The sequence below is a fragment of the Hafnia paralvei genome, assembly GCF_020150375.1.
GTDB lineage: Bacteria > Pseudomonadota > Gammaproteobacteria > Enterobacterales > Enterobacteriaceae > Hafnia > Hafnia paralvei.
On the sequence record NZ_CP083737.1, the window covers coordinates 745,137 to 766,805 of the forward strand.

General features: G+C 48.6%; 16 protein-coding genes. 12 read left to right on the plus strand and 4 right to left on the minus strand.

Annotation, left to right across the window (positions count from 1 at the left end):
- Positions 1-78: 78 nt before the first annotated feature.
- From deoC to deoD, 4 genes are all read left to right on the plus strand, one after another.
- A complete protein-coding gene (deoC, locus tag K9N75_RS03460) occupies positions 79-858 on the plus strand; it encodes a deoxyribose-phosphate aldolase (RefSeq protein WP_004846795.1) in 780 nt (259 codons plus the stop codon).
- Positions 859-1,090: 232 nt separating this feature from the next.
- Positions 1,091-2,413 (plus strand): thymidine phosphorylase, encoded by a 1,323-nt coding sequence (gene deoA, locus K9N75_RS03465; RefSeq protein WP_039187962.1) that lies wholly within the window; start codon positions 1,091-1,093, stop codon positions 2,411-2,413.
- 108 nt (positions 2,414-2,521) lie between these two features.
- Positions 2,522-3,745: a phosphopentomutase gene (deoB, locus tag K9N75_RS03470; RefSeq protein ID WP_008815003.1), complete on the plus strand. Its 1,224-nt coding sequence runs from the start codon at positions 2,522-2,524 to the stop codon at positions 3,743-3,745.
- Positions 3,746-3,839: 94 nt separating this feature from the next.
- Positions 3,840-4,574 carry a purine-nucleoside phosphorylase gene (gene deoD, locus K9N75_RS03475; protein WP_004846800.1) on the plus strand — a complete coding sequence of 245 codons (735 nt, stop codon included), beginning with the start codon at positions 3,840-3,842 and terminating at the stop codon, positions 4,572-4,574.
- A gap of 260 nt (positions 4,575-4,834) precedes the next feature.
- Here the strand turns inward: deoD and K9N75_RS03480 are convergent, their stop codons facing one another.
- Positions 4,835-6,049, minus strand: coding sequence for a lysozyme inhibitor LprI family protein (locus K9N75_RS03480; protein WP_224452219.1), 1,215 nt, complete (start codon positions 6,047-6,049; stop codon positions 4,835-4,837).
- 190 nt (positions 6,050-6,239) lie between these two features.
- Between K9N75_RS03480 and K9N75_RS03485 the strand changes: the two genes are divergently transcribed.
- Positions 6,240-7,283 carry a DUF1176 domain-containing protein gene (locus tag K9N75_RS03485; RefSeq protein WP_130954747.1) on the plus strand — a complete coding sequence of 348 codons (1,044 nt, stop codon included), beginning with the start codon at positions 6,240-6,242 and terminating at the stop codon, positions 7,281-7,283.
- Positions 7,284-7,377: 94 nt separating this feature from the next.
- Here the strand turns inward: K9N75_RS03485 and K9N75_RS03490 are convergent, their stop codons facing one another.
- Positions 7,378-8,784: a sugar porter family MFS transporter gene (locus K9N75_RS03490; RefSeq protein WP_130954748.1), complete on the minus strand. Its 1,407-nt coding sequence runs from the start codon at positions 8,782-8,784 to the stop codon at positions 7,378-7,380.
- A gap of 376 nt (positions 8,785-9,160) precedes the next feature.
- Positions 9,161-10,315: a methionine adenosyltransferase gene (gene metK, locus K9N75_RS03495; RefSeq protein ID WP_004846810.1), complete on the minus strand. Its 1,155-nt coding sequence runs from the start codon at positions 10,313-10,315 to the stop codon at positions 9,161-9,163.
- 1,043 nt (positions 10,316-11,358) lie between these two features.
- On the opposite strand from metK, the gene speA reads away from it, so the two are divergent.
- From speA to speB, 3 genes are all read left to right on the plus strand, one after another.
- Entirely contained in the window at positions 11,359-13,335 is a 1,977-nt protein-coding gene (gene speA / locus K9N75_RS03500) for a biosynthetic arginine decarboxylase (RefSeq protein WP_008815006.1), read from the plus strand.
- Positions 13,336-13,464: 129 nt separating this feature from the next.
- Positions 13,465-14,364: a PHP domain-containing protein gene (locus K9N75_RS03505; RefSeq protein WP_130954749.1), complete on the plus strand. Its 900-nt coding sequence runs from the start codon at positions 13,465-13,467 to the stop codon at positions 14,362-14,364.
- Positions 14,365-14,518: 154 nt separating this feature from the next.
- Positions 14,519-15,439, plus strand: coding sequence for an agmatinase (speB, locus tag K9N75_RS03510; RefSeq protein WP_004846823.1), 921 nt, complete (start codon positions 14,519-14,521; stop codon positions 15,437-15,439).
- Between the two features lie 47 nt (positions 15,440-15,486).
- Here the strand turns inward: speB and K9N75_RS03515 are convergent, their stop codons facing one another.
- Positions 15,487-15,639: a hypothetical protein gene (locus tag K9N75_RS03515; protein WP_166712931.1), complete on the minus strand. Its 153-nt coding sequence runs from the start codon at positions 15,637-15,639 to the stop codon at positions 15,487-15,489.
- 305 nt (positions 15,640-15,944) lie between these two features.
- On the opposite strand from K9N75_RS03515, the gene K9N75_RS03520 reads away from it, so the two are divergent.
- From K9N75_RS03520 to fdnG, 4 genes are all read left to right on the plus strand, one after another.
- Positions 15,945-16,634, plus strand: a complete 690-nt coding sequence (locus K9N75_RS03520) for a DUF3592 domain-containing protein (protein WP_224452220.1) — start codon at positions 15,945-15,947, stop codon at positions 16,632-16,634.
- Positions 16,635-16,670: 36 nt separating this feature from the next.
- Complete coding sequence (locus K9N75_RS03525) at positions 16,671-17,285, plus strand: LemA family protein (protein WP_130954750.1); 615 nt, start codon at positions 16,671-16,673, stop codon at positions 17,283-17,285.
- Between the two features lie 31 nt (positions 17,286-17,316).
- Positions 17,317-18,264 (plus strand): TPM domain-containing protein, encoded by a 948-nt coding sequence (locus tag K9N75_RS03530; protein ID WP_263481239.1) that lies wholly within the window; start codon positions 17,317-17,319, stop codon positions 18,262-18,264.
- 351 nt (positions 18,265-18,615) lie between these two features.
- On the plus strand, positions 18,616-21,663 hold the full coding sequence (gene fdnG, locus K9N75_RS03535; RefSeq protein ID WP_096079962.1) for a formate dehydrogenase-N subunit alpha: 3,048 nt from the start codon (positions 18,616-18,618) through the stop codon (positions 21,661-21,663).
- Positions 21,664-21,669: the final 6 nt, after the last annotated feature.

Genomic DNA, 21,669 nt, shown 5'->3' on the forward strand with positions numbered 1-21,669 from the left:
TGAACAGTGAAGCCTCCGAACCCTAAATCATTGTGTCTGAATCTCGGCCAAGCCAGTTCAGCCAAGTTGGAGAGTAAAATGACTGATTTAAAAGTTGCTGCAAAACGTGCGTTACAGTTGATGGATCTGACCACTCTGAACGAAGATGACACTGATGAAAAAGTGATCGCCTTGTGCCATCAGGCAAAAAGCCCAGTTGGTAATACCGCAGCAGTTTGCATCTATCCACGTTTCATTCCTATCGCGCGTAAAACGCTGCGCGAACAAGGCACCCCTGAAATTCATATCGCAACCGTAACCAACTTCCCACACGGTAACGATGACATCGCTATTGCTCTGGCGGAAACCAAAGCGGCTATCGCTTACGGTGCCGACGAAGTTGACGTGGTATTCCCATACCGCGCACTGATGGCTGGCAACGAGCAGGTTGGTTTCGACATGGTTAAAGTTTGCAAAGACGCCTGTAACGAAGCTGGCGTATTGCTGAAAGTGATCATCGAAACTGGCGAATTGAAAGATGCCGCACTGATCCGTAAAGCGTCTGAAATCTCTATCAAAGCGGGCGCTGACTTCATCAAAACGTCAACCGGTAAAGTGCCTGTTAACGCGACTTTAGAAAGCGCTGAAATCATGATGACCGTGATCCGCGATATGGGCGTCAGCAAAACCGTTGGCTTTAAGCCAGCGGGTGGCGTACGTACCGCTGAAGATGCTGCCGAATATCTGGCTCTGGCAGGTCGTCTGCTGGGCGATGACTGGGCTGATTCCCGCCACTTCCGCTTCGGTGCTTCCAGCCTGTTGGCTAGCCTGCTGAAAACGCTGGGCTATGACACCAAAGGCACTGGCAGCGCTTACTAAGTCTGCTGGTTCTTGACGCTGATCTGCATGGTTTCTCATGCAACAGCGTCAATGAATGAGAGATTAAGCGAATCTTTTGCCGCGACGGTTTCGTCGCGGTCATTGTTAGTACTTGAATTGAATAGATGATGCGGGGCGTTCCGCAGAACATACCTCTTAACCTACACCTATATCTGATGTCTTGAGCTTTGACTCAACGAAAGAAGATATAAATCAGCAGGGGGATACAACCTTGTTCCTGGCACAAGAAATTATTCGTAAAAAACGTGATGGACATGCTCTGAGTGAAGAAGAAATTCGCTTTTTCATCAATGGCATTCGCGACAATACAATCTCTGAAGGTCAAATTGCCGCTTTAGCGATGACCATTTTCTTCCACGATATGGTCATGCCTGAACGCGTTGCGTTGACGATGGCGATGCGTGATTCCGGTACCGTTCTGGACTGGAAGGCATTGAACCTGAATGGTCCTATTGTGGATAAGCACTCCACCGGCGGCGTAGGTGACGTAACCTCTCTGATGCTTGGCCCAATGGTGGCCGCATGCGGCGGTTATGTTCCGATGATCTCAGGTCGTGGTTTGGGCCATACCGGTGGTACGCTGGATAAACTGGAAGCGATTCCGGGATTTGATATTTTCCCTGACGATGCGCGTTTCCGTAAAATTATTTCTGAAGTGGGTGTGGCAATTATTGGCCAGACCAACTCTTTGGCTCCTGCCGACAAACGTTTCTATGCGACGCGTGACATTACCGCGACGGTCGATTCTATCCCACTGATCACGGCATCCATTCTGGCGAAAAAACTGGCGGAAGGCCTAGATGCGCTGGTCATGGACGTTAAGGTCGGCTCTGGTGCCTTCATGCCAACCTTTGAGCTGTCCGAAGCATTGGCTCAGTCGATCGTTGGCGTGGCTAACGGTGCGGGTTGCAAAACGACGGCATTGCTGACGGATATGAATCAGGTATTGGCATCCAGCGCGGGTAATGCGGTTGAGGTGCGTGAGTCGGTTCAGTTCCTAACGGGTGAGTATCGCAATCCGCGTTTGCTTGAAGTCACTATGGCTTTATGCGTTGAAATGTTGATTTCTGGTAATTTGGCCGCAGATCAACAAGACGCCCGCAATAAACTGCAAGCGGTACTGGATAACGGCAAAGCGGCTGAAGTCTTTGGTCGTATGGTTGCCGCGCAAGGTGGCCCGGCTGATTTCGTTGAACGCTATGACAGCTATTTGCCAAAAGCGACATTAAGCAAGCCTGTCTTTGCTGAGCACAGTGGTATTATTACCGCTATGGATACCCGTGAATTGGGCATGTCTGTTGTTGGACTTGGTGGTGGACGTCGCCGTGCAACTGACAGCATTGATTACAGCGTTGGTTTAACCGATATGGTTCGTCTGGGTGATAACGTTGACGCTCAGCGCCCGTTAGCGATAGTGCATGCTTCCGATGAAGCCTCTTGGCAGCAGGCGGCTCAGGCCGTTCGCAGCGCTATCGTTCTGGGTGATAAAGCGCCGGCAGAAAATCCGGTTGTCTATCGCCGTATCACCGAGTAAACGCCATACTTAATGCGTGGACGTTAAGCCAGCCTAAGAATTAAAACCAAAGAGTCGCCAAGTTTGCATCGGCTCTTTGGCCACAGCGCTAAAGCGCAGGAGAGTAAGATGAAACGTACATTTATCATGGTATTAGACTCATTTGGTATCGGTGCGAGTGAAGATGCTGAACGCTTTGGCGATGTGGGTTCCGATACTTTAGGTCATATCGCTGACGCCTGCGCGCGCGGCGAAGCCGACATCGGTCGTAAAGGTCCATTGACGCTGCCAAACCTGAGCCGTTTAGGATTGGGCAAAGCGGCTGAAGAATCTACGGGGCGTTTCCCGCAGGGACTGGATAAAAACGCCGAAATCATCGGCGCATATGGCTATGCTAGCGAGCTTTCTTCCGGTAAAGATACCCCGTCTGGCCACTGGGAGATCGCTGGTGTTCCGGTTCTGTTCGACTGGGGTTACTTCTCCGATCATGAAAACAGCTTCCCGCAGGAATTGCTGGATATTCTGGTAAAGCGCGGCAATCTGCCGGGTTATCTAGGAAATTGCCACTCTTCAGGTACCGTGATCTTAGATCAGTTGGGCGAAGAGCACATGAAAACCGGCAAACCGATTTTCTACACTTCGGCTGACTCGGTATTCCAGATTGCCTGCCACGAGGAGACCTTCGGGCTGGATCGTCTGTATGAGCTGTGCGAAATCGCGCGTGAAGAACTGACCAAAGGTGGTTACAACATCGGTCGCGTTATTGCGCGTCCATTCGTGGGTGACAAACCGGGTGAGTTTAAGCGTACCGGCAACCGTCACGATTTAGCCGTTGAGCCACCGGCTCCAACTATGTTGAAAAAGCTGGTTGATGAGAAGGGCGGCGAAGTGGTTTCTATCGGTAAAATTGCCGATATCTACGCGAACGTTGGGATCACCCAGAAAGTGAAAGCGACCGGTATCGATGCGCTGTTTGACGCCACGCTGGTGGAAATGGAAAAAGCGGGTGACAACACTATCGTGTTCACCAACTTTGTCGACTTTGACTCCTCTTACGGCCACCGTCGCGACGTAGCAGGTTATGCTGCCGCGCTGGAGCTGTTTGACCGCCGTCTGCCAGAAATGCTGAAATTGGTGAAAGATGACGATATCATTATCTTCACTGCTGACCATGGCTGTGACCCAACCTGGGCTGGCTCTGACCATACTCGTGAGCACATTCCGGTATTGGTTTACGGCCCTAAAGTGAAACCGGGTTCATTGGGGCACCGTGAAACCTTCGCTGATATTGGTCAAACGGTAGCGAACTACTTTGGTTTGTCACCAATGGATTACGGTAAATCCATGTTTTAATTTCTGAGCGCCACCTGATTTCAATGGATCGGGTGGCGTTTCATTTCACAGCAAGTTTGAATATCTAGATTCATATACCAAAAGGATACGAATTATGGCTACGCCGCATATTAATGCCGAGATGGGTGATTTTGCAGACGTTGTGTTGATGCCGGGCGATCCGCTGCGTGCAAAACACATTGCTGAAACTTTCCTGCAAGACGTCCGTCAGGTAAACAGCGTGCGCGGCATGCTGGGGTTCACCGGGACTTACAAAGGTCGTAAGATCTCTGTTATGGGTCACGGTATGGGTATCCCATCTTGCTCTATCTATGCGAAAGAGCTGATCACTGATTTCGGCGTGAAGAAAATTATCCGCGTTGGTTCATGTGGCGCTGTACGTATGGACGTTAAACTGCGTGATGTGGTTATCGGTATGGGGGCATGTACTGACTCTAAAGTTAACCGTCTGCGTTTTAAAGACCATGACTATGCAGCGATTGCAGATTTCGACATGGTACGTAATGCATCTGACGCGGCTAAAGCGAAAGGCATCAACGCTCGCGTAGGTAACATCTTCTCTGCTGACCTGTTCTACACTCCAGATCCATCTATGTTCGACGTAATGGACAAATACGGCATTCTGGGCGTGGAAATGGAAGCGGCAGGTATCTACGGCGTAGCGGCTGAGTTCGGTGCGAAAGCGCTGACCATCTGCACCGTTTCTGACCATATCCGTACCCACGAGCAGACCACTGCCGAAGAACGCCAGACGACGTTCAACGACATGATTGAAATTGCTCTGGAATCCGTTCTGCTGGGCGATGCAGAAGAAGCTGCTGCAAAATAATTGCAGGCGCTTTAGATTGTTTAAAAGGCTCCAGATTGGAGTAATGCTGTTCATTTAAGAGATCGAGATACACGGGGCTAGCACACCGCGGGGCGCTCCGGCGGCTTCGCCGCTACGACCCCATCGGTGTACTTCCCCTAAAATCAGGCTTAACTGACAAGCATTGTTCCTGATGGGAGCCTTTTTCGTTTTTGGCTTTCAGCTAATTAATCGCACTATCCGCTAACCTAAAAGTGGAATAAACGGTGACGTGAGAACGATTATTCATCAGAGAGTGGTGATTCACCGATAAAATTCAAGCGCATGGTTAACCAATCCTGAACGATGGCGTTAGCTGCCTTCTCCGCATCGCTCTTAGTGAAATGTTGTTCTGTCACAAGCCATTGTGCCGTTGTTTTACGCGCCTCATTAGCCGCATTCAGTACGGCATCACGTTCCTGTTTTGGCCATTCTTTATCGTTCCAAGCTTGGATTTCACTTTCTGGGCTATTGGCCGTTGTCGTGTTGGGCTCAGATTTTAGAAAATCTCTTGGTGACACAGTGACATGCAGATCGAACATTCTCCAGTCTGCATAGCTGGCGGAACGTATGGTTCCCATATCTAAGCTGGCTTTATCAACGATCGTTGCCATTGCGTCATTTAATTGTTTCCATGCGGGGCGTTGAAATAAATCCCCTTGCGGCGAACAAATCGGAGCGTTTCCATCGAGAGATGAGCCATACAGCGCACCAAATGTGTCATAGGCGGCTTTCCCTTGGCGCTTGAAAATAAAGCAATGGGCATACTCCCTTTCTTTGCCGTTAATGATTTCCCTATAGTGATTTTCATTTTGTTCAATGGTCATGCGTAGCAGGGTAAGCGTGGCTGAGTTTTTGGTTGTCGCCGGATCTTTTTCTATGTTGTGGAGCAATTCGCCAGCCCATGAGCTACCTAACCCTTTTACCGCCTGTTGGTAGCGCTGTGCGGCTTCTGCATCGGTTATCTGGCTGGAGGGTTCAAACTGGTGGAGATAAACGAGCCAAGCAGAAGCAAGAGGGCCGCGATATAACGCTAACTTCTGTGCTGCAATCGCTGGATTGGCAGGTATGCCACGAATGATGTTGTCTAGCGTTGATGTTGCTTGGCCGGCTATCTCTTGCAGTTCACGGTCACGCTGCTCCATGCTTTTTTGTAAACAGCTTTCGAGCCGCTCGGGATTCGCTGCACAACCATTGCGCTGCTTGATCCAGTTTCTTTGGACCGTACGTAACTCATTCGCTTGAGTTGTTGGAAGGTTAGACATCGCGATCTGGTAGCTTTCATTCAAGCTACTGTCGAGGGCGCTTAATGACGTGGTATCGCAGATGGTATGCTCTATGCTGCTTTCCGCTTTTTCACAGTCAAAAGAGGCTGCAAATACTGGCGCGGCACACATGATGAGGGGCAGCATAATCCCTGCGGGAATGAACGATGAAAAAATGCTCTTCTTTGCCATCGAAGAATGCATGTGACGGTAGGTGCCGTGTAGCATCAATGAAAGTCCCTTCTTATCGTCGTATTTTATCAAGATCATCGCTAAATGAGATCGTTTACGGAAAGATAACCGCAGAGCAGATCAAAATACAGCTCCGGTTTATACGATCTGAAATGCACAGTTATCGGATCACTATTAAGGAATATATGGCATGAAGCGAATACATAAATTAACGCTACTGTTAGCAGCGGTATCCAGTATGCCAGCTTGGGCTGCGAGCGGAGTGTCGTTCGATCATAAAGACTGGGAAGTCACTTGTGATAACACGTTAACCTGCCGTGCGGCGGGTTATAGCACAGAAGAACAGCCTAGCGGCTCAATCTTGTTTACACGCAAAGCAGGCCCCAATACGCCAATTAGCGGCGAAGTTATTTTGGCTGAAGTTGAATCGGCCGATAAGACTCCTAAGAAACTCACAATGTGGATCGATGATAAATTCGAGGGGGAGGCCAAGGCAGGAAAAAATGATATCTGGCACTTATCAGCGGTGCAGAATCAGAAGCTCATTCGCGCTCTAAAAGGAACGGGAAAAGTTGAGTTCAGAGGCGCTCCCGACCCCTTTATACTTTCTGGCGACGGCGCATACGCAGTAATGCTAAAGATGGATGATGTTCAAGGGCGGATTGGTACACCGGATGCGATGGTGAAAAAAGGAGATAAGCCAGAGGACAGCGTATTGGCCGCGATCCCCGCGCCGGTGATTCAGGCGGCGCAGACTGAAACAGGAAAAGAGCGCCCGTTGACTGCTCCTGAGCTTGCTGCGCTGAAACCTAAATTGGTTTCCACTTTGACACCGGATGACGGATGTGACCGTTTACAGCCATCCCCAGATGACACTGCTGAAAGTGATGAGGGAATTACGCTAACGCCGCTCGATAAAACACATGCTCTTCTCTCGACACTTTGCTGGCGAGCGGCCTACAACGAAGGCTACGGCTACTGGGTGATCGATAATGCGTTGAAAGAAAAACCGGTCATGGTGACAGATTCCGGCACCAGCTATGACGCAGGCGTTATTTCATTAAGCCAGAAAGGGCGCGGGCCAGCTGATTGCATGTCGATGGCGAGCTGGGTGTGGGACGGGCAGGCCTTTCGTCAAAGCAAAGTGGCCGACACCGGCATGTGTCGGTATATTCGGTTAGGTGGAACTTGGGATTTACCGACGTTTATTGCCGATGTGAAACCTGCGCGATAAAACGACGCTTGCTGTTGTTACTGCCAAAAAACCAAAAGCCGCATAGTACTAGTACTATGCGGCTTTTGGCTAATCTCGCTATCGCATTAGCCGATTATTTGGACCCAATCTTACGCAGTGGCTTGCCTTGCATCAGGTTACGCTCGATGTGTTCCAGAGAAATGTTCTTAGTCTCAGGGATTAGCGCCAGCGTAATGAAGATGAAGATAATATTCAGACCGGCATAAACCCAGAAGGTATGCGCGCTACCCAGAGAGTTCAGCATGGTCAGGAAGGTGGCACCGACAATCATGTTAGCAATCCAGTTGGTTGCGGTTGAGCAGGTGATACCAAAGTCACGGCCTTTCAACGGCTGGATTTCAGAGCACAGAACCCAAATCAGCGGACCAGCGCTCATAGCGAAACCAACGATGAAGATGAGCAGCATGATGACGGCAAAGTACTGAGCAAAGACGGAGGAGATGCCGATGTTCATCATCGTACCCAGTGTCCCCATGCCCAGTGCCATCACAATGAAACCGAGGATTAACGTAGGCTTACGACCCCAGCGGTCAACCAGGCCGATGGCGATGAAGGTTGCTAACACGTTCACCAATCCGACGATAACGGTGCCCCACATCTGCTGAGAAGTGCTGGCAAAACCGGCCAAATCGAAGATTTTTGGTGCGTAATACATGATGACGTTCATACCGGTGAACTGCTGCATCACCTGTAACAAGACGCCAAGATAAACGGCACGGCGGAAGTTTTTGTTGTTTACAAATAATGCCCACCCGCTTTGTTTCACTTTCAAACTTTCGCGAATTTCGTCCAGTTCGTTTTTGGCTTGTTCGCCGGTGTCACGCAGCTTTTCTAACACGCGGCGCGCCTTTTCATCACTGCCACGAGCGGCCAACCAGCGAGGGCTATCCGGTAGGAAGAATACCCCAATCAACAGCAGAACCGCAGGGATGGTGATGACACCTAGCATCCAGCGCCATGCACCTGTGTAGCTGAAAGCGGTATCAGACAAATAAGCGGCTAAAATACCGATGGTGATCATCAACTGGTACATGGAAATCATGCTGCCGCGGATTTTTTCTGGAGCAATTTCAGAAAGATAAATTGGAGCAGTATAAGACGCGATCCCCACGGCCAAACCCAGCAATACACGTGAAACGATGAGTATTTCTACGTCTGGGGCAAATGCGGAGCAAAGTGAACCGACGACAAATAATACTGCGCCGATCATCAGACTGTATTTACGACCGATGCGGAAGTTTAACCATCCACTACCGACTGCGCCAACCGCTGCGCCAAACATCATGGAGCTCACAACCCATTCTTGTTGAGAGCTGGTGATCTGAAACGTCTCGCTGATAAATGGCAAAGCACCAGCGATAACACCAATATCCAGTCCGAATAATAAGCCTGCCAGCGCAGCGAGAAAGCAGACAAAAAACGTCAGGCTGGCATTTGAACGGGCTTTACGACCCGGGTGTGTACTCACGGTAGTACTCATACTGCCTCCGAAAAGAAACTCGTTTGTATATCTATCATGTTAAGAATCTATGGCTTGAATGTAAGTGCTCCCGATCACAGAAATGTAATCGTTTACACTGACGTGGTATTCACCGCGATTGTGAATGGATGTGTGGTTATGGATTTATTTACAGTGAAAATGGAATATTCGATTGAATTTTATGATTTTTTGTCAATGGTTTGCGATGGTTATATATTTGTTTTGATGTTCATTAAATATACATTAATAATTTTTTTAGTTTAATTGGAAATATTATGTAATCGTTTTCATTGTGATTGACCTGATTTGAGACAAAAAAAAGCAGGCTCACATGGCCTGCTTTATTGATGCGAAATAATCTAGCGCGAGTTAAATCTTACTTTAGACCCGCAGCTTCACGCAGTAATGCCGCTTTATCGGTTTTCTCCCAAGGGAAGTGCTCACGACCAAAGTGACCATAGGCTGCGGTTTGACGATAGATTGGCTGAATCAGATCCAGCATCTGGATCAAACCATATGGACGCAAATCGAAGAATTCACGTACTAGCAGAGTCAGTTGTTCGGTAGAAATTTTCTCAGTGCCGAAGGTTTCGATCATGATTGAAGTGGGTTCAGCAACGCCGATAGCGTAAGAAACCTGAATTTCACAACGATCTGCCAAGCCCGCGGCGACGATGTTTTTCGCCACGTAACGAGCGGCATAAGCGGCTGAACGGTCAACTTTAGAAGGATCTTTACCAGAGAATGCACCGCCACCGTGACGAGCTGCGCCGCCGTAGGTATCAACGATGATTTTACGGCCAGTCAAACCGCAGTCACCCATTGGACCACCGATAACGAAACGACCTGTTGGGTTGATGAAGTATTTGGTATTAGACGACAACCATTCTGGTGGCAGAACTGGCTTGATAATCTCTTCCATTACTGCTTCTTGCAGGTCAGGAAGACTGATGCTGTCAGAGTGCTGGGTAGAAAGAACTACTGCGTCAATACCCGCAATTTTACCGTCGTCGTACAGGAAGGTAACCTGACTTTTTGCATCAGGACGCAACCATGGCAGAGTGCCGTTTTTACGGACTTCGGCCTGACGTTCCATCAAACGATGAGCATAGGTGATTGGTGCAGGCATCAAAACTTCAGTTTCGTTGGTTGCATAACCAAACATAATGCCTTGGTCACCGGCACCTTGTTCCAGAGGATCGGTACGGTCAACGCCCTGATTGATGTCTGGAGACTGTTTACCGATAGCGCTCAATACGGCACAAGAGTTGGCATCAAAGCCCATATCGGAGCTTACATAGCCGATTTCAGCAACGGTTTTACGAGTCAGCTCTTCAATATCAACCCATGCATTCGTGGTAATTTCACCACCAACCAGCACCATGCCGGTTTTAACGTAGGTTTCACAAGCTACGCGCGCTTTAGGATCCTGTTCCAGAATCGCATCGAGCACGGCGTCAGAAATTTGGTCAGCAATCTTATCAGGATGTCCTTCAGACACTGATTCGGAGGTGAAAAGGTGTTTAGCCATTATGTTCTTTACCTTCAAAAGACGGGTTTATCGTGACTGCGTAGTGCTGGGGTATGTACATCAGTCGCTAGCGATATGCCCTTACGAGTGGGGATAACACGCTAGTGCTGGTGCCTGATGCATCCTGCAACGCCCCTCAGGCAAAGCCGTTCAGCAGTTTATCTGTCAATAAGTATAGATGGATTAACATCTGGACGGCTATTTTAAGCCAGACCCGCCATAACATTCCAGTCATTTTTACTGCGTGCTTTTATCAAATGAGCACTATTTATATCTAGAACAGAACCTTTACACTTGCGTAAACGCTCAGAAACAGTTTTTAGTAAAATTTCATTTTGCATTTAAGGCGAGTTGATTGTATAAACTGCGCGCGGCTATGTGTCTCACTTCCAGCCGAGGAGGGTATGGGTTGCTGCTCATACTGTCAGTTTCAACACACTGTTAACTTTTTGGCTCTGTGCGTTAGCGATAACCGCAGACATGGAGGTGGTTCAGGTAATGATCCGCACTGATATCATTGCGACATCCGTCGCGCTAGACACTGTTATTTGCAAAACCGCTTTGTTTAAGACAACGGCTTTGTTTGATACCGTGACTTCCTGCAATACCCTGCGTCATTGTGACGCCTCGCCGTCCCGCGCATTGCGCTTTCCTTCCTATTTATCTGCATTTCTCGCATTTTCCCGATGTTATTCATCACTTTGGTGAATATAGGGCGCGACTCAGGATTCTTACGCCGATAGCGGCAACTGATGACTGAACAAGGGTAACCTGCTACGTGGTATGACGACCAAATAACGTGGCTGGTGAATTTTCATTGGGGTTTATCCTGCATTCAAGAATGCACTCCCCGACCCACGGAGTTAGCGACGTGTTTTGCTCTTATACTTATATCAGCCCGGCATTTTGTCCGGCGCTGAGCTTTGTGGTCACGCCAAAAATCCCGGCGTGTGGGTTGTTAAGCGCAGATGTTGCTGCGATAGTGAATAACCGTGCTGTGAATAATTCCATTATTTGCCACGATAGTGCACAAGGAGTTCGGCATGTCTAACGAACTCAGCCAACGCCCGCAGGAAGCGGCCGGACACCATCATTTGCGTTCTATGCAGGAGGTTGCCATGAATGATCGTAATGCCAGCAAAATGCTGAGTACTTATAACGTCGCCTACTGGGGTGGCAACTATTATGACGTCAACGAATTGGGTCATATTTCGGTTTGTCCTGATCCCGACGTCCCAGAGGCGCGCGTCGATCTGACTCAATTGGTTGAGAAGCTGCAAAAAGAGAGCAACCAGCGTCTGCCTGCGCTGTTCTGTTTTCCGCAGATCCTGCAGCATCGCTTGCGTTCTATTAACGCGGCGTTCAAACGTGCGCGTGAATCCTTCGGTTATGAAGGCGGCTATTTCCTTGTCTATCCCATCAAGGTAAACCAGCATCGTCGCGTCATTGAATCTCTGGTGAATTCCGGTGAGCCTCTGGGGTTGGAAGCGGGTTCAAAAGCCGAATTGATGGCCGTGCTGGCGCATGCCGGTATGACTCGCTCTGTCATTGTGTGTAATGGCTATAAAGATCGCGAATACATTCGTTTGGCATTGATCGGCGAAAAACTGGGACACAAGGTGTATCTGGTCATCGAAAAGATGTCCGAGATTAAGCTGGTAATGGAAGAAGCTGAGCGTCTTAATGTCGTGCCGCGTTTAGGCGTGCGTGCGCGTCTGTCTTCTCAGGGCTCAGGCAAATGGCAGTCAAGCGGTGGTGAGAAATCCAAGTTTGGTCTGGCTGCGACTCAGGTTCTGCAATTGGTCGAAACCCTGCGTGAGGCTGGGCGCTTAGACAGCCTGCAATTGCTGCATTTCCACTTGGGTTCTCAGTTGGCGAACATTCGCGATATCGCCACAGGGGTGCGTGAATCGGCACGATTCTATGTTGAGCTGCATAAGCTTGGCGTTAATATTCAGTGCTTTGACGTCGGCGGCGGTCTTGGCGTGGACTATGAAGGAACACGTTCCCAGTCTGATTGCTCAGTCAACTATGGCCTGAACGAATATGCTAATAACGTGATTTGGGGGATCGGTGATGCCTGTAATGAACACGGTTTGCCGCATCCGACAGTGATCACCGAGTCTGGCCGTGCCGTTACCGCGCATCACACCGTGTTGGTTTCCAACGTGATTGGCGTTGAGCGCAATGAGTTCCATGCACCGATTGCGCCGGCAGAAGACGCACCGCGCGCGCTGCAAAGCCTATGGGCAACATGGGAAGAGATGCAGGATTCTGGCACTAAGCGTTCTCTGCGCGAATGGCTCCATGACAGCCAGCTCGACCTGAATGATGTCCATAGCCAATATGCGCATGGCATTCTGGATCTGACCCAGCGTGCTTGGGCAGAGCAACAGTATCTGACGATCTGTAGCCAGATTCAGGAACATCTGGATCCAAGCAATCGAGCACATCGCCCGATTATCGATGAGCTGCAGGAGCGCATGGCCGATAAGCTATACGTTAACTTTTCGCTATTCCAGTCAATGCCGGATGCATGGGGTATCGATCAGTTGTTCCCTGTACTGCCATTGAGTGGCTTGGATCAAGCGCCTGAGCGCCGCGCGGTGCTGTTGGATATCACCTGCGACTCTGATGGTGCTATCGATCACTACATCGACGGTGACGGCATTGCGACGACCATGCCAATGCCTCAGTACGATCCTGAAAATCCACCGTTGATCGGTTTCTTCATGGTGGGGGCTTATCAGGAAATTTTGGGCAATATGCATAACCTGTTCGGTGATACCGCATCGGTTGACGTATTTGTCTTTGAAGATGGTAGCGTTGAGGTTCAAGATTCTGATGAAGGCAACACGGTGGCTGAGATGCTGGAATATGTTCAGCTCGATCCGGAAGTGTTGCTCACTCGTTTCCGCGATCAGGTACGTAAAACCGATCTGGCGCCTGAACTGCAAACGCAGTTCTTGGATGAGTTCGAATCTGGCTTATATGGGTATACCTATCTCGAAGATGAGTGATCCTCAGCTCTAAGTGGTAATAAGTAAGATCACATTGAGTCAGATCACAAAGTATCAGGGTGCTTCGGCACCCTTTTTTATTGCTGATATAGTGAGGATCATACCGAACAGAGACGTGGAGAGTTTCACATGGAGAAAATCGATCTGCATATGCACTCGCATTACAGTGATGACGCGGATTATCCGGTGGCTGAATTGATCGCTCGCTGCCTACGCGAAGGAGTGACTACGCTGGCGGTGACCGATCACAACTCGGCATTTTCGTTTGCAGAATCGATAAAATGGCGTAGTGACTCCCTGAATATTATTTCGGGAATTGAAATCGACTGTACCTTTCAAGGACGCAATTTCCATCTGCTGGGCTACGGTTTTACACCGTCGGATGACTTCTCTCTGGTTTATGAAAACTTTAATAACATTCAGCGTGAGCTCGTACCGGTAAAATTGACCAAGCTGCGTGAATTGGGCTTTTTCATTGATGATGAACATTTGATTCGATTAGCTAACGGTCGCTTGCCGCAGGAAGAGCAAATGGGCGAGGCCATTCTGGAGGATGAGCGCAATGCCGGCAATTCACTGCTCTTACCATATCGCTCAGGTGGTGAACGTGCGGATATGCCGTTAATCAATTTCTATTGGGATTTCTTTGGCCCCAACAAAGCCTGTTATCAACCAGTGACCTATCCTGCGTTAGAGGATATGGCTGATTTGATTCGCAATAATGGTGGAATACCGGTGATTGCGCATATTGGGGCTAACCTGAAAGAAGAACATGAGGCGATGCTCGAGCTGATGTTGGAATCGGGCGTAGCAGGCATTGAGGTTTTCTCAAGCTATCACGATGAGGCGCTGGCGCAGCGACTCTACAATTTTGCGTGTGAGCAGGGTGCCTATGTGACCTGCGGCAGTGATTTTCACGGACGCAATAAGCCCAAAATTGAAGTGGGAACCTGCCAATATAATAGAGAGCAGTTGGCAGAAATTCAGCGCTTTATCGACGTTGTGAGCAAGGGTTCACATCAGGCTTGAAGAGTGGAAAGTTTACGGCGATAATTGCTAATAGCAGCTTTAAAAGCGAACAATAAATCCCTTTCTCGTCGGGCTAACGACGCGGAAGGGATTTTTTTTCATCGGTACTTTGACTTCGGCCTGTAACAAATGTGGCCTTCAACGAGGATTGATTATGAGCACCCTGGGCAATAAACCCGATAACTCACTGGTTTCTAACGCCTTTGGCTTCCTGCGTTTTCCGCTGAATTTCCAGCCATACGACAGCGATGCTGATTGGGTTATCACCGGTGTACCTTTCGATATGGCCACTTCAGGCCGTGCGGGTGGGCGTCATGGTCCTGCCGCCATCCGTCAGGTATCCACCAATCTGGCGTGGGAAGGCAACCGCTGGCCGTGGAATTTCGATCTGCGCGATCGCCTGAACGTGGTTGACTGTGGCGACGTGGTATTCAGCTTTGGTGATGCTCAGGACATGAGTGACTCTCTGCAGGCACACACCGAGAAATTGCTGGAGTCCGGTAAGCGCTGTCTGACCTTCGGTGGTGACCACTTTGTCACGCTGCCTTTGCTGCGCGCTCATGCCAAACATTTTGGCAAAATGGCGCTAGTGCATTTCGATGCGCATACCGATACTTATGCCAACGGCAGCAAATTCGATCACGGAACAATGTTCTTCCATGCGCCAAATGAGGGGCTAATCGATCCGAATCACTCCGTGCAGATTGGTATTCGTACTGAGTTCGATCGCGATAACGGTTTTACCGTATTGGACGCTGCGCAGGTAAACGATCGCGGTGTGGATGACGTGCTGGCGCAGATCAAACAGATCGTTGGCGATATGCCGGTTTATCTGACTTTCGACATCGATTGTCTGGATCCTGCTTTTGCTCCGGGCACCGGTACGCCGGTAATTGGCGGTTTAACTTCAGATCGTGCGCTTAAGTTGGTGCGTGGCCTGAAAGATCTTAACATCGTGGGTATGGATGTGGTGGAAGTTGCTCCAGCGTACGATCAGTCTGAAATTACCGCTCTGGCTGCGGCCACGCTGGCACTGGAAATGTTATATATTCAGGCAGATAAAAAAGGCGAGTAATTTTCACGAAGTCTTATGATATTGAGGCGGCCATCAGGCCGCCTTTTTTAATTCTGCTGTGCTCTTTGGGGCAGTAGTAAATATATTTTCATACTGATGGGGCGGCTGGTTGAGGCAAACACCGACTCACCGACCTTATGGTTCTGCTGGCACAGGATCTGAGCATAATGCATTGGGTGTACCGCGATAATTTTGCACATGATATTTACCTAACGGTTTTGAAAATCTGATGGGGATATCAATGCTATGGAATCAATACCATAAAAACAGAATAGGGGATTCCTTATAAAAATAGGGTAAAAATCGGCAGTGGAATATAAAAATGGTGTAACTATCTTACCTATTTCGGCTACTGTGAGGTGTTATTTACTATTATTTTGTTCTCACCGATTGGCATAATTTAATTGGCTACGCTATATGGAATAAGTATCACTTAACTGTAATTTTTTTTTTACTACATGCTCTTGGTGATAGAATAAATTATTACCAATTTATGGATTTTTTCGTGAAAAAAGTACTTGGATTATTTTTTTGTGTGGGATGCATCCTGCTTATTCTTGCGGGTTATATGCTCTATTCAAGCATGCAGTTTCAGAAAACTGCTTTACGCGCTGAAGGTGTTGTGACCGAAGTTCGCTATGAGCGCTCGAGTGATTCAAAAGGATCTTATCATCCCGTTGTTGCTTTTAACACCAATCAAAATAAGAGAATTGTTTTCGAATCCTCAACGGGGAGTTCTAGCTACAGAGGTACTGAAGGAAATAGCATTGAGGTTCTTTATGCCGCAGATGCACCAGAGAACGCAGAGATAAATGACGCACTTTCTCAATGGATTGCCCCTATTATTCTGGGTGGCATGGGAATAGTGTTTGCTGGCATCGGTTTTGTCCCCTTTCTGATTATGCGAGTGCGTTCTCGCCAAGGCGCCCGTTTGCTTCACGAGGGAGTCCCTATTGATGCGCAAATTATCGGTGTTGAATTGAATCAGGCTATTCAATTTAATGGCCGTTCACCTTATCGGATTAAAAGCCAGTGGTTAGATAAAAATACAAACCAAGTATTTGTTTTTTATAGTGACAATATTAAATTCGATCCTTCTTCTTATATACAGAGTGAGACGATTACCGTTTACATCGATAAAAATAATCCTAAAAAATACCATATGGATATTTCTCTGTTACCTAAAATAGCGTGATGGCTGAAGTATATGTTTATTATTAAGGGAGTAGTGATGAACAAATTAACATTGTTTCGTTTGTTGTGCAGTTTCTGGATCATTTTCGCTTTGTCTGGCTGTGGGTATAACGATATTCAGTCGGATGATGAAAATGTTAATGCCACCTGGGCTGAGGTATTAAACCAATACCAACGACGTGCCGATCTGGTCCCTAATCTCGTCGCCAGCGTTAAAGGGTATGCCGCCCACGAGTCGGAGGTATTCGCACAGATTGCTGAGGCCAGGGCAAAAATAGGCGGATTGCCAAATATGCAGCAGGCTCCGCAGGATGAGCAAAGCATTAAGCAGTTTCAGCAGGCACAGGCCAGCATGAGTAGTGCGCTATCCCGTTTGCTGGTTGTTAATGAGAAATACCCAGACCTGAAATCCGATCAGCTTTATACCAATCTAATGGTACAACTCGAGGGGACGGAGAATCGGATTGCGGTTGCTCGCCATCGTTATGTACAGGCAGTGCAAACTTATAACACCCGCATTAGAACGTTTCCTAACAACCTGACGGCTAGCTGGAAGGGGTATCAACCTAAACTCACTTTTCAGCCTGAAAATATCGAATCTATTAGCACGGCACCAAAGATAGATTTCTCAACTCCTTCAACGGCAAAATAAGGCGAAACGGATGCGCTTTTTCGGATATGGAATGATTCTGCTGTTATCACTGATGAGCGGCAGTCTATTTGCTAAAGAAATACCGATTCCTGCGTTAACTCAAAGAGTGACCGATTTAACCGATACGATTACGAATAGTGAAAGTGCGCAACTATCTGATCAGATTGTTAATTTCGAAAATAAAACGGGCCATCAACTTGCGGTTTTAGTGGTAAAAACCACGGGCGAGGAAACTATCGAACAATATGCCACACGCGTTTTTGAACAGTGGAAATTGGGAGATAAGAAGCGCGATGATGGTTTATTACTGCTCATCGCCAAGCAAGACCACACTCTGCGATTAGAAGTGGGATATGGGTTGGAAGGTGAGATGACCGATGTTGACGCGGCAAATGTGTTAGATAGATACATCGTTCCGTTATTTAAGAAAAATCAGTTTGCGCAGGGAATTAGCTCCGGTATTGAGCAGGTAACGTTTAAGCTCACCGGTGTAAAAACGGCCGATAGAAGTGCAGCTGAGGGCGTTTCTGCAGCAACAACGCACAATCGCACTAATACAGCTTCTGACAGCACGAGAAGAACTATCAGCCATATGCCATCGAGTCCGTATGGGGTTTATGTGTGGATTGTTGGCATATTGCTTTTACTCAAGCTAAACGCGAAAAGCAGTAAGGTTATTTTACCGGCATTATGGGGAGGTATTGGGATGGGGGTGGGTAACGTTGTCTACCAATCTGTTTGTCTCTTGCTTAAACCCACACCTTTTAAATTGAGTTCTCTTGAGCCAAAGTTTTCTGTTTTCTTCGGTATTTTCATGTTTATCGTTTTTTTAATACTCCCGTTTCTCAAGGGATGGAGCTCGGTACAGCCCTCTAGGCGGAAAAGTGGTTGGGAAAGTAAACGCTCTTCGAGTTCCTCCTCAACCTTTGGCGGAGGAGGTGGAAGCAGCGGCGGTGGCGGCGCGAGTAGTCGCTGGTGATTCGTTATCTTCCTCAGTAATACAACACGATAAGAGCTGTAAGAATTGCTACCAGCTAAGTTTTATCAGACCGCAGCCAATAACGTTGCGGTTTTTTTATCACTCATATATGACTAATTTGGCTTTCCCCTCCATTTCCATCTAATTTTTTGAATAAAGAAAGTAATGGGTATAAATCCTACAAATCCTTATTCCGTGTGCCATTAGAGTTAATGAAACGTTACTCTTCATACTTATTAAGGGGTAAATATTGACTAAATAGTTCTCTTTTTTGATTTGACTCAATATGAGCAGGGTTTTAACTGCTAGTTTGCCGCTGACAAAAACATCATTGAAGCAATGAGGATGGCAATGGACGTCAGTCGCAGACAGTTTTTTAGAATCTGCGCCGGCGGGATGGCTGGTACAACAGCGGCAGTTTTAGGGTTCACTCCTAGTCTGGCGCTGGCGGAGTCGCGTAACTATAAGTTGCTGCGAGCAAAAGAAACACGTAACTCCTGTACCTATTGTTCTGTTGGTTGTGGGTTATTGATGTATAGCCTTGGTGATGGTGCCAAGAATGCTAAATCTACGATTTTCCATATTGAAGGGGACCCGGATCATCCGGTGAACCGAGGCGCGCTTTGCCCTAAAGGTGCTGGCCTACTGGACTATGTCCATAGTGAAAATCGCCTGCGTTACCCAGAATACCGCGCTCCGGGTTCTGATAAGTGGCAGCGCATTAGCTGGGACGATGCTTTTGAGCGTATCGCCAAGCTGATGAAAAATGACCGTGATAAGAATTTTGAAACCACAAACGCCGAAGGCGTAACGGTCAATCGCTGGCTCTCCACCGGCATGTTGTGCGCCTCAGCGGCCAGCAACGAAACCGGTATGCTAACGCAAAAGTTTGCCCGCTCTCTGGGCATGCTGGCGGTTGATAACCAAGCGCGTGTCTGACACGGACCAACGGTAGCAAGTCTTGCTCCAACATTTGGTCGCGGTGCGATGACCAACCACTGGGTTGATATCAAAAACGCCAACGTTGTGATGGTGATGGGCGGCAACGCCGCTGAAGCGCATCCGGTGGGATTCCGCTGGGCGATGGAAGCCAAAAACAATAACGATGCCACGCTGATCGTGGTCGATCCGCGCTTTACCCGCACCGCATCGGTCGCGGATATCTATGCGCCGATTCGTTCTGGCACCGACATTACTTTCTTGTCGGGCGTGCTGCTGTACCTGATTTCCAATAACAAAATCAACGCTGAATACGTCAAGCATTACACGAACGCCAGCTTGCTGGTACGTGATGATTTTACGTTTGAAGACGGCCTATTTAGCGGTTATGACGAATCAAAACGTCAGTATGACAAAACAACGTGGAACTATCAGTTCGACGAAAATGGCTATGCCAAACGAGACGATACCTTGCAGCATCCACGCTGCGTATGGAATCTGTTGAAAGAGCACGTCAGTCGTTATACGCCGGATGTGGTAGAAAATATCTGTGGTACGCCACAGGCCGACTTCCTCAAGGTGTGTGAAGTATTGGCCTCAACCAGCGCCGCAGACCGCACTACGACGTTCCTGTACGCGCTCGGTTGGACGCAGCACACCGTGGGCGCGCAGAACATTCGTACCATGGCGATGATTCAGCTGTTGCTGGGCAATATGGGGATGGCTGGCGGTGGTGTTAACGCCCTGCGTGGTCACTCTAATATTCAGGGGCTTACCGATCTTGGCTTGCTGTCTACCAGCCTGCCGGGCTACTTGACGCTGCCTTCTGAAAAGCAAACTACTCTGGAAACCTATCTGGCCGCCAATACGCCAAAAGCCACGCTGCCGGGGCAGGTTAACTATTGGGGCAATTATCCTAAATTCTTCGTCAGCTTGATGAAGGCGTTCTATGGTGATGCCGCGCAGAAGGAAAACAACTGGGGCTTTGACTGGCTGCCGAAGTGGGATCAATCCTACGACGTCATGAAATATTTCCAGATGATGGATCAGGGCAAAGTGACGGGCTATATCTGCCAAGGTTTTAACCCTGTTGCGTCATTCCCAGATAAAAACAAGGTCGTCGAGTCGCTTTCGAAGCTGAAATATCTGGTGATTATCGACCCTCTGGTAACAGAAACCTCAAACTTCTGGCAAAACCACGGTGAGATGAACGATGTCGATACTGCGTCTATTCAGACTGAAGTATTCCGCCTGCCATCTACCTGTTTTGCTGAAGAAGATGGCTCGATTGCCAATTCCGGTCGCTGGTTACAGTGGCACTGGAAAGGTGCGGATGCTCCGGGTGAAGCGCGTAATGACGGCGAGATTCTGGCTGGCCTCTATCACCGTTTGCGTACCATGTATCAGAATGAAGGCGGAGCGGGCGCAGAGCCACTGCTGAAAATGGGCTGGCGCTATGAACAGCCAGACCATCCTGAATCTGAAGAAGTTGCTAAAGAAAACAACGGCTATGCGTTGGCTGACTTGTATGACGCTAACGGCACGTTACTGGCGAAAAAAGGCCAACTGTTGGATACGTTTGCTCTTCTGCGTGATGACGGAACCACGGCCAGTGCCTGCTGGATTTATGCCGGTAGCTGGACCAGCAAAGGCAACCAGATGGCGAATCGCGATAACAGCGATCCGTCCGGTTTGGGGAATACGCTGGGCTGGGCTTGGGCATGGCCGCTAAACCGTCGCATTATTTATAACCGAGCATCAGCCGATCCAATGGGTAACCCTTGGGATCCGAAGCGGATGTTGATCGAATGGAATGGTAGTAAATGGGTCGGAAACGATATTCCAGATTACAACACCGCCGCACCGGGCAGCGGCGTCGGACCGTTTATCATGCAGCCGGAAGGACTGGGGCGCCTGTTTGCCATCGACAAGATGGCGGAAGGGCCATTCCCTGAGCACTACGAGCCGTTCGAAACGCCACTGGGTACTAATCCGCTGCATCCGAATGTTATCTCTAACCCAGCGGCGCGTTTGTATGAGTCCGATGCTAAGCGTATGGGTGAAAAAACGGAGTTCCCTTACGTCGGTACCACCTATCGCCTGACGGAGCATTTCCATACTTGGACGAAACATGCGCGTTTAAACGCCATTGTGCAGCCTGAGCAGTTTGTGGAAATCAGCGAAGGCTTGGCGAAGGCGAAAGGAATTACTCATGGTGATACGGTTAAGGTCAGCAGCAAGCGTGGATTTATCAAAGCCAAAGCGGTGGTCACCCGTCGTCTGAGCACGTTGCGCGTTAATGGTCAGGATGTGGAAACCATCGGTATTCCAATTCATTGGGGCTTTGAAGGCGTGGCGCGTAAAGGATTTGTGGCAAACACCCTGACTCCGTTTGTAGGCGACGCTAACTCGCAAACGCCAGAGTACAAGGCGTTTTTAGTTAACGTGGAAAAGGTATAAGGAGCC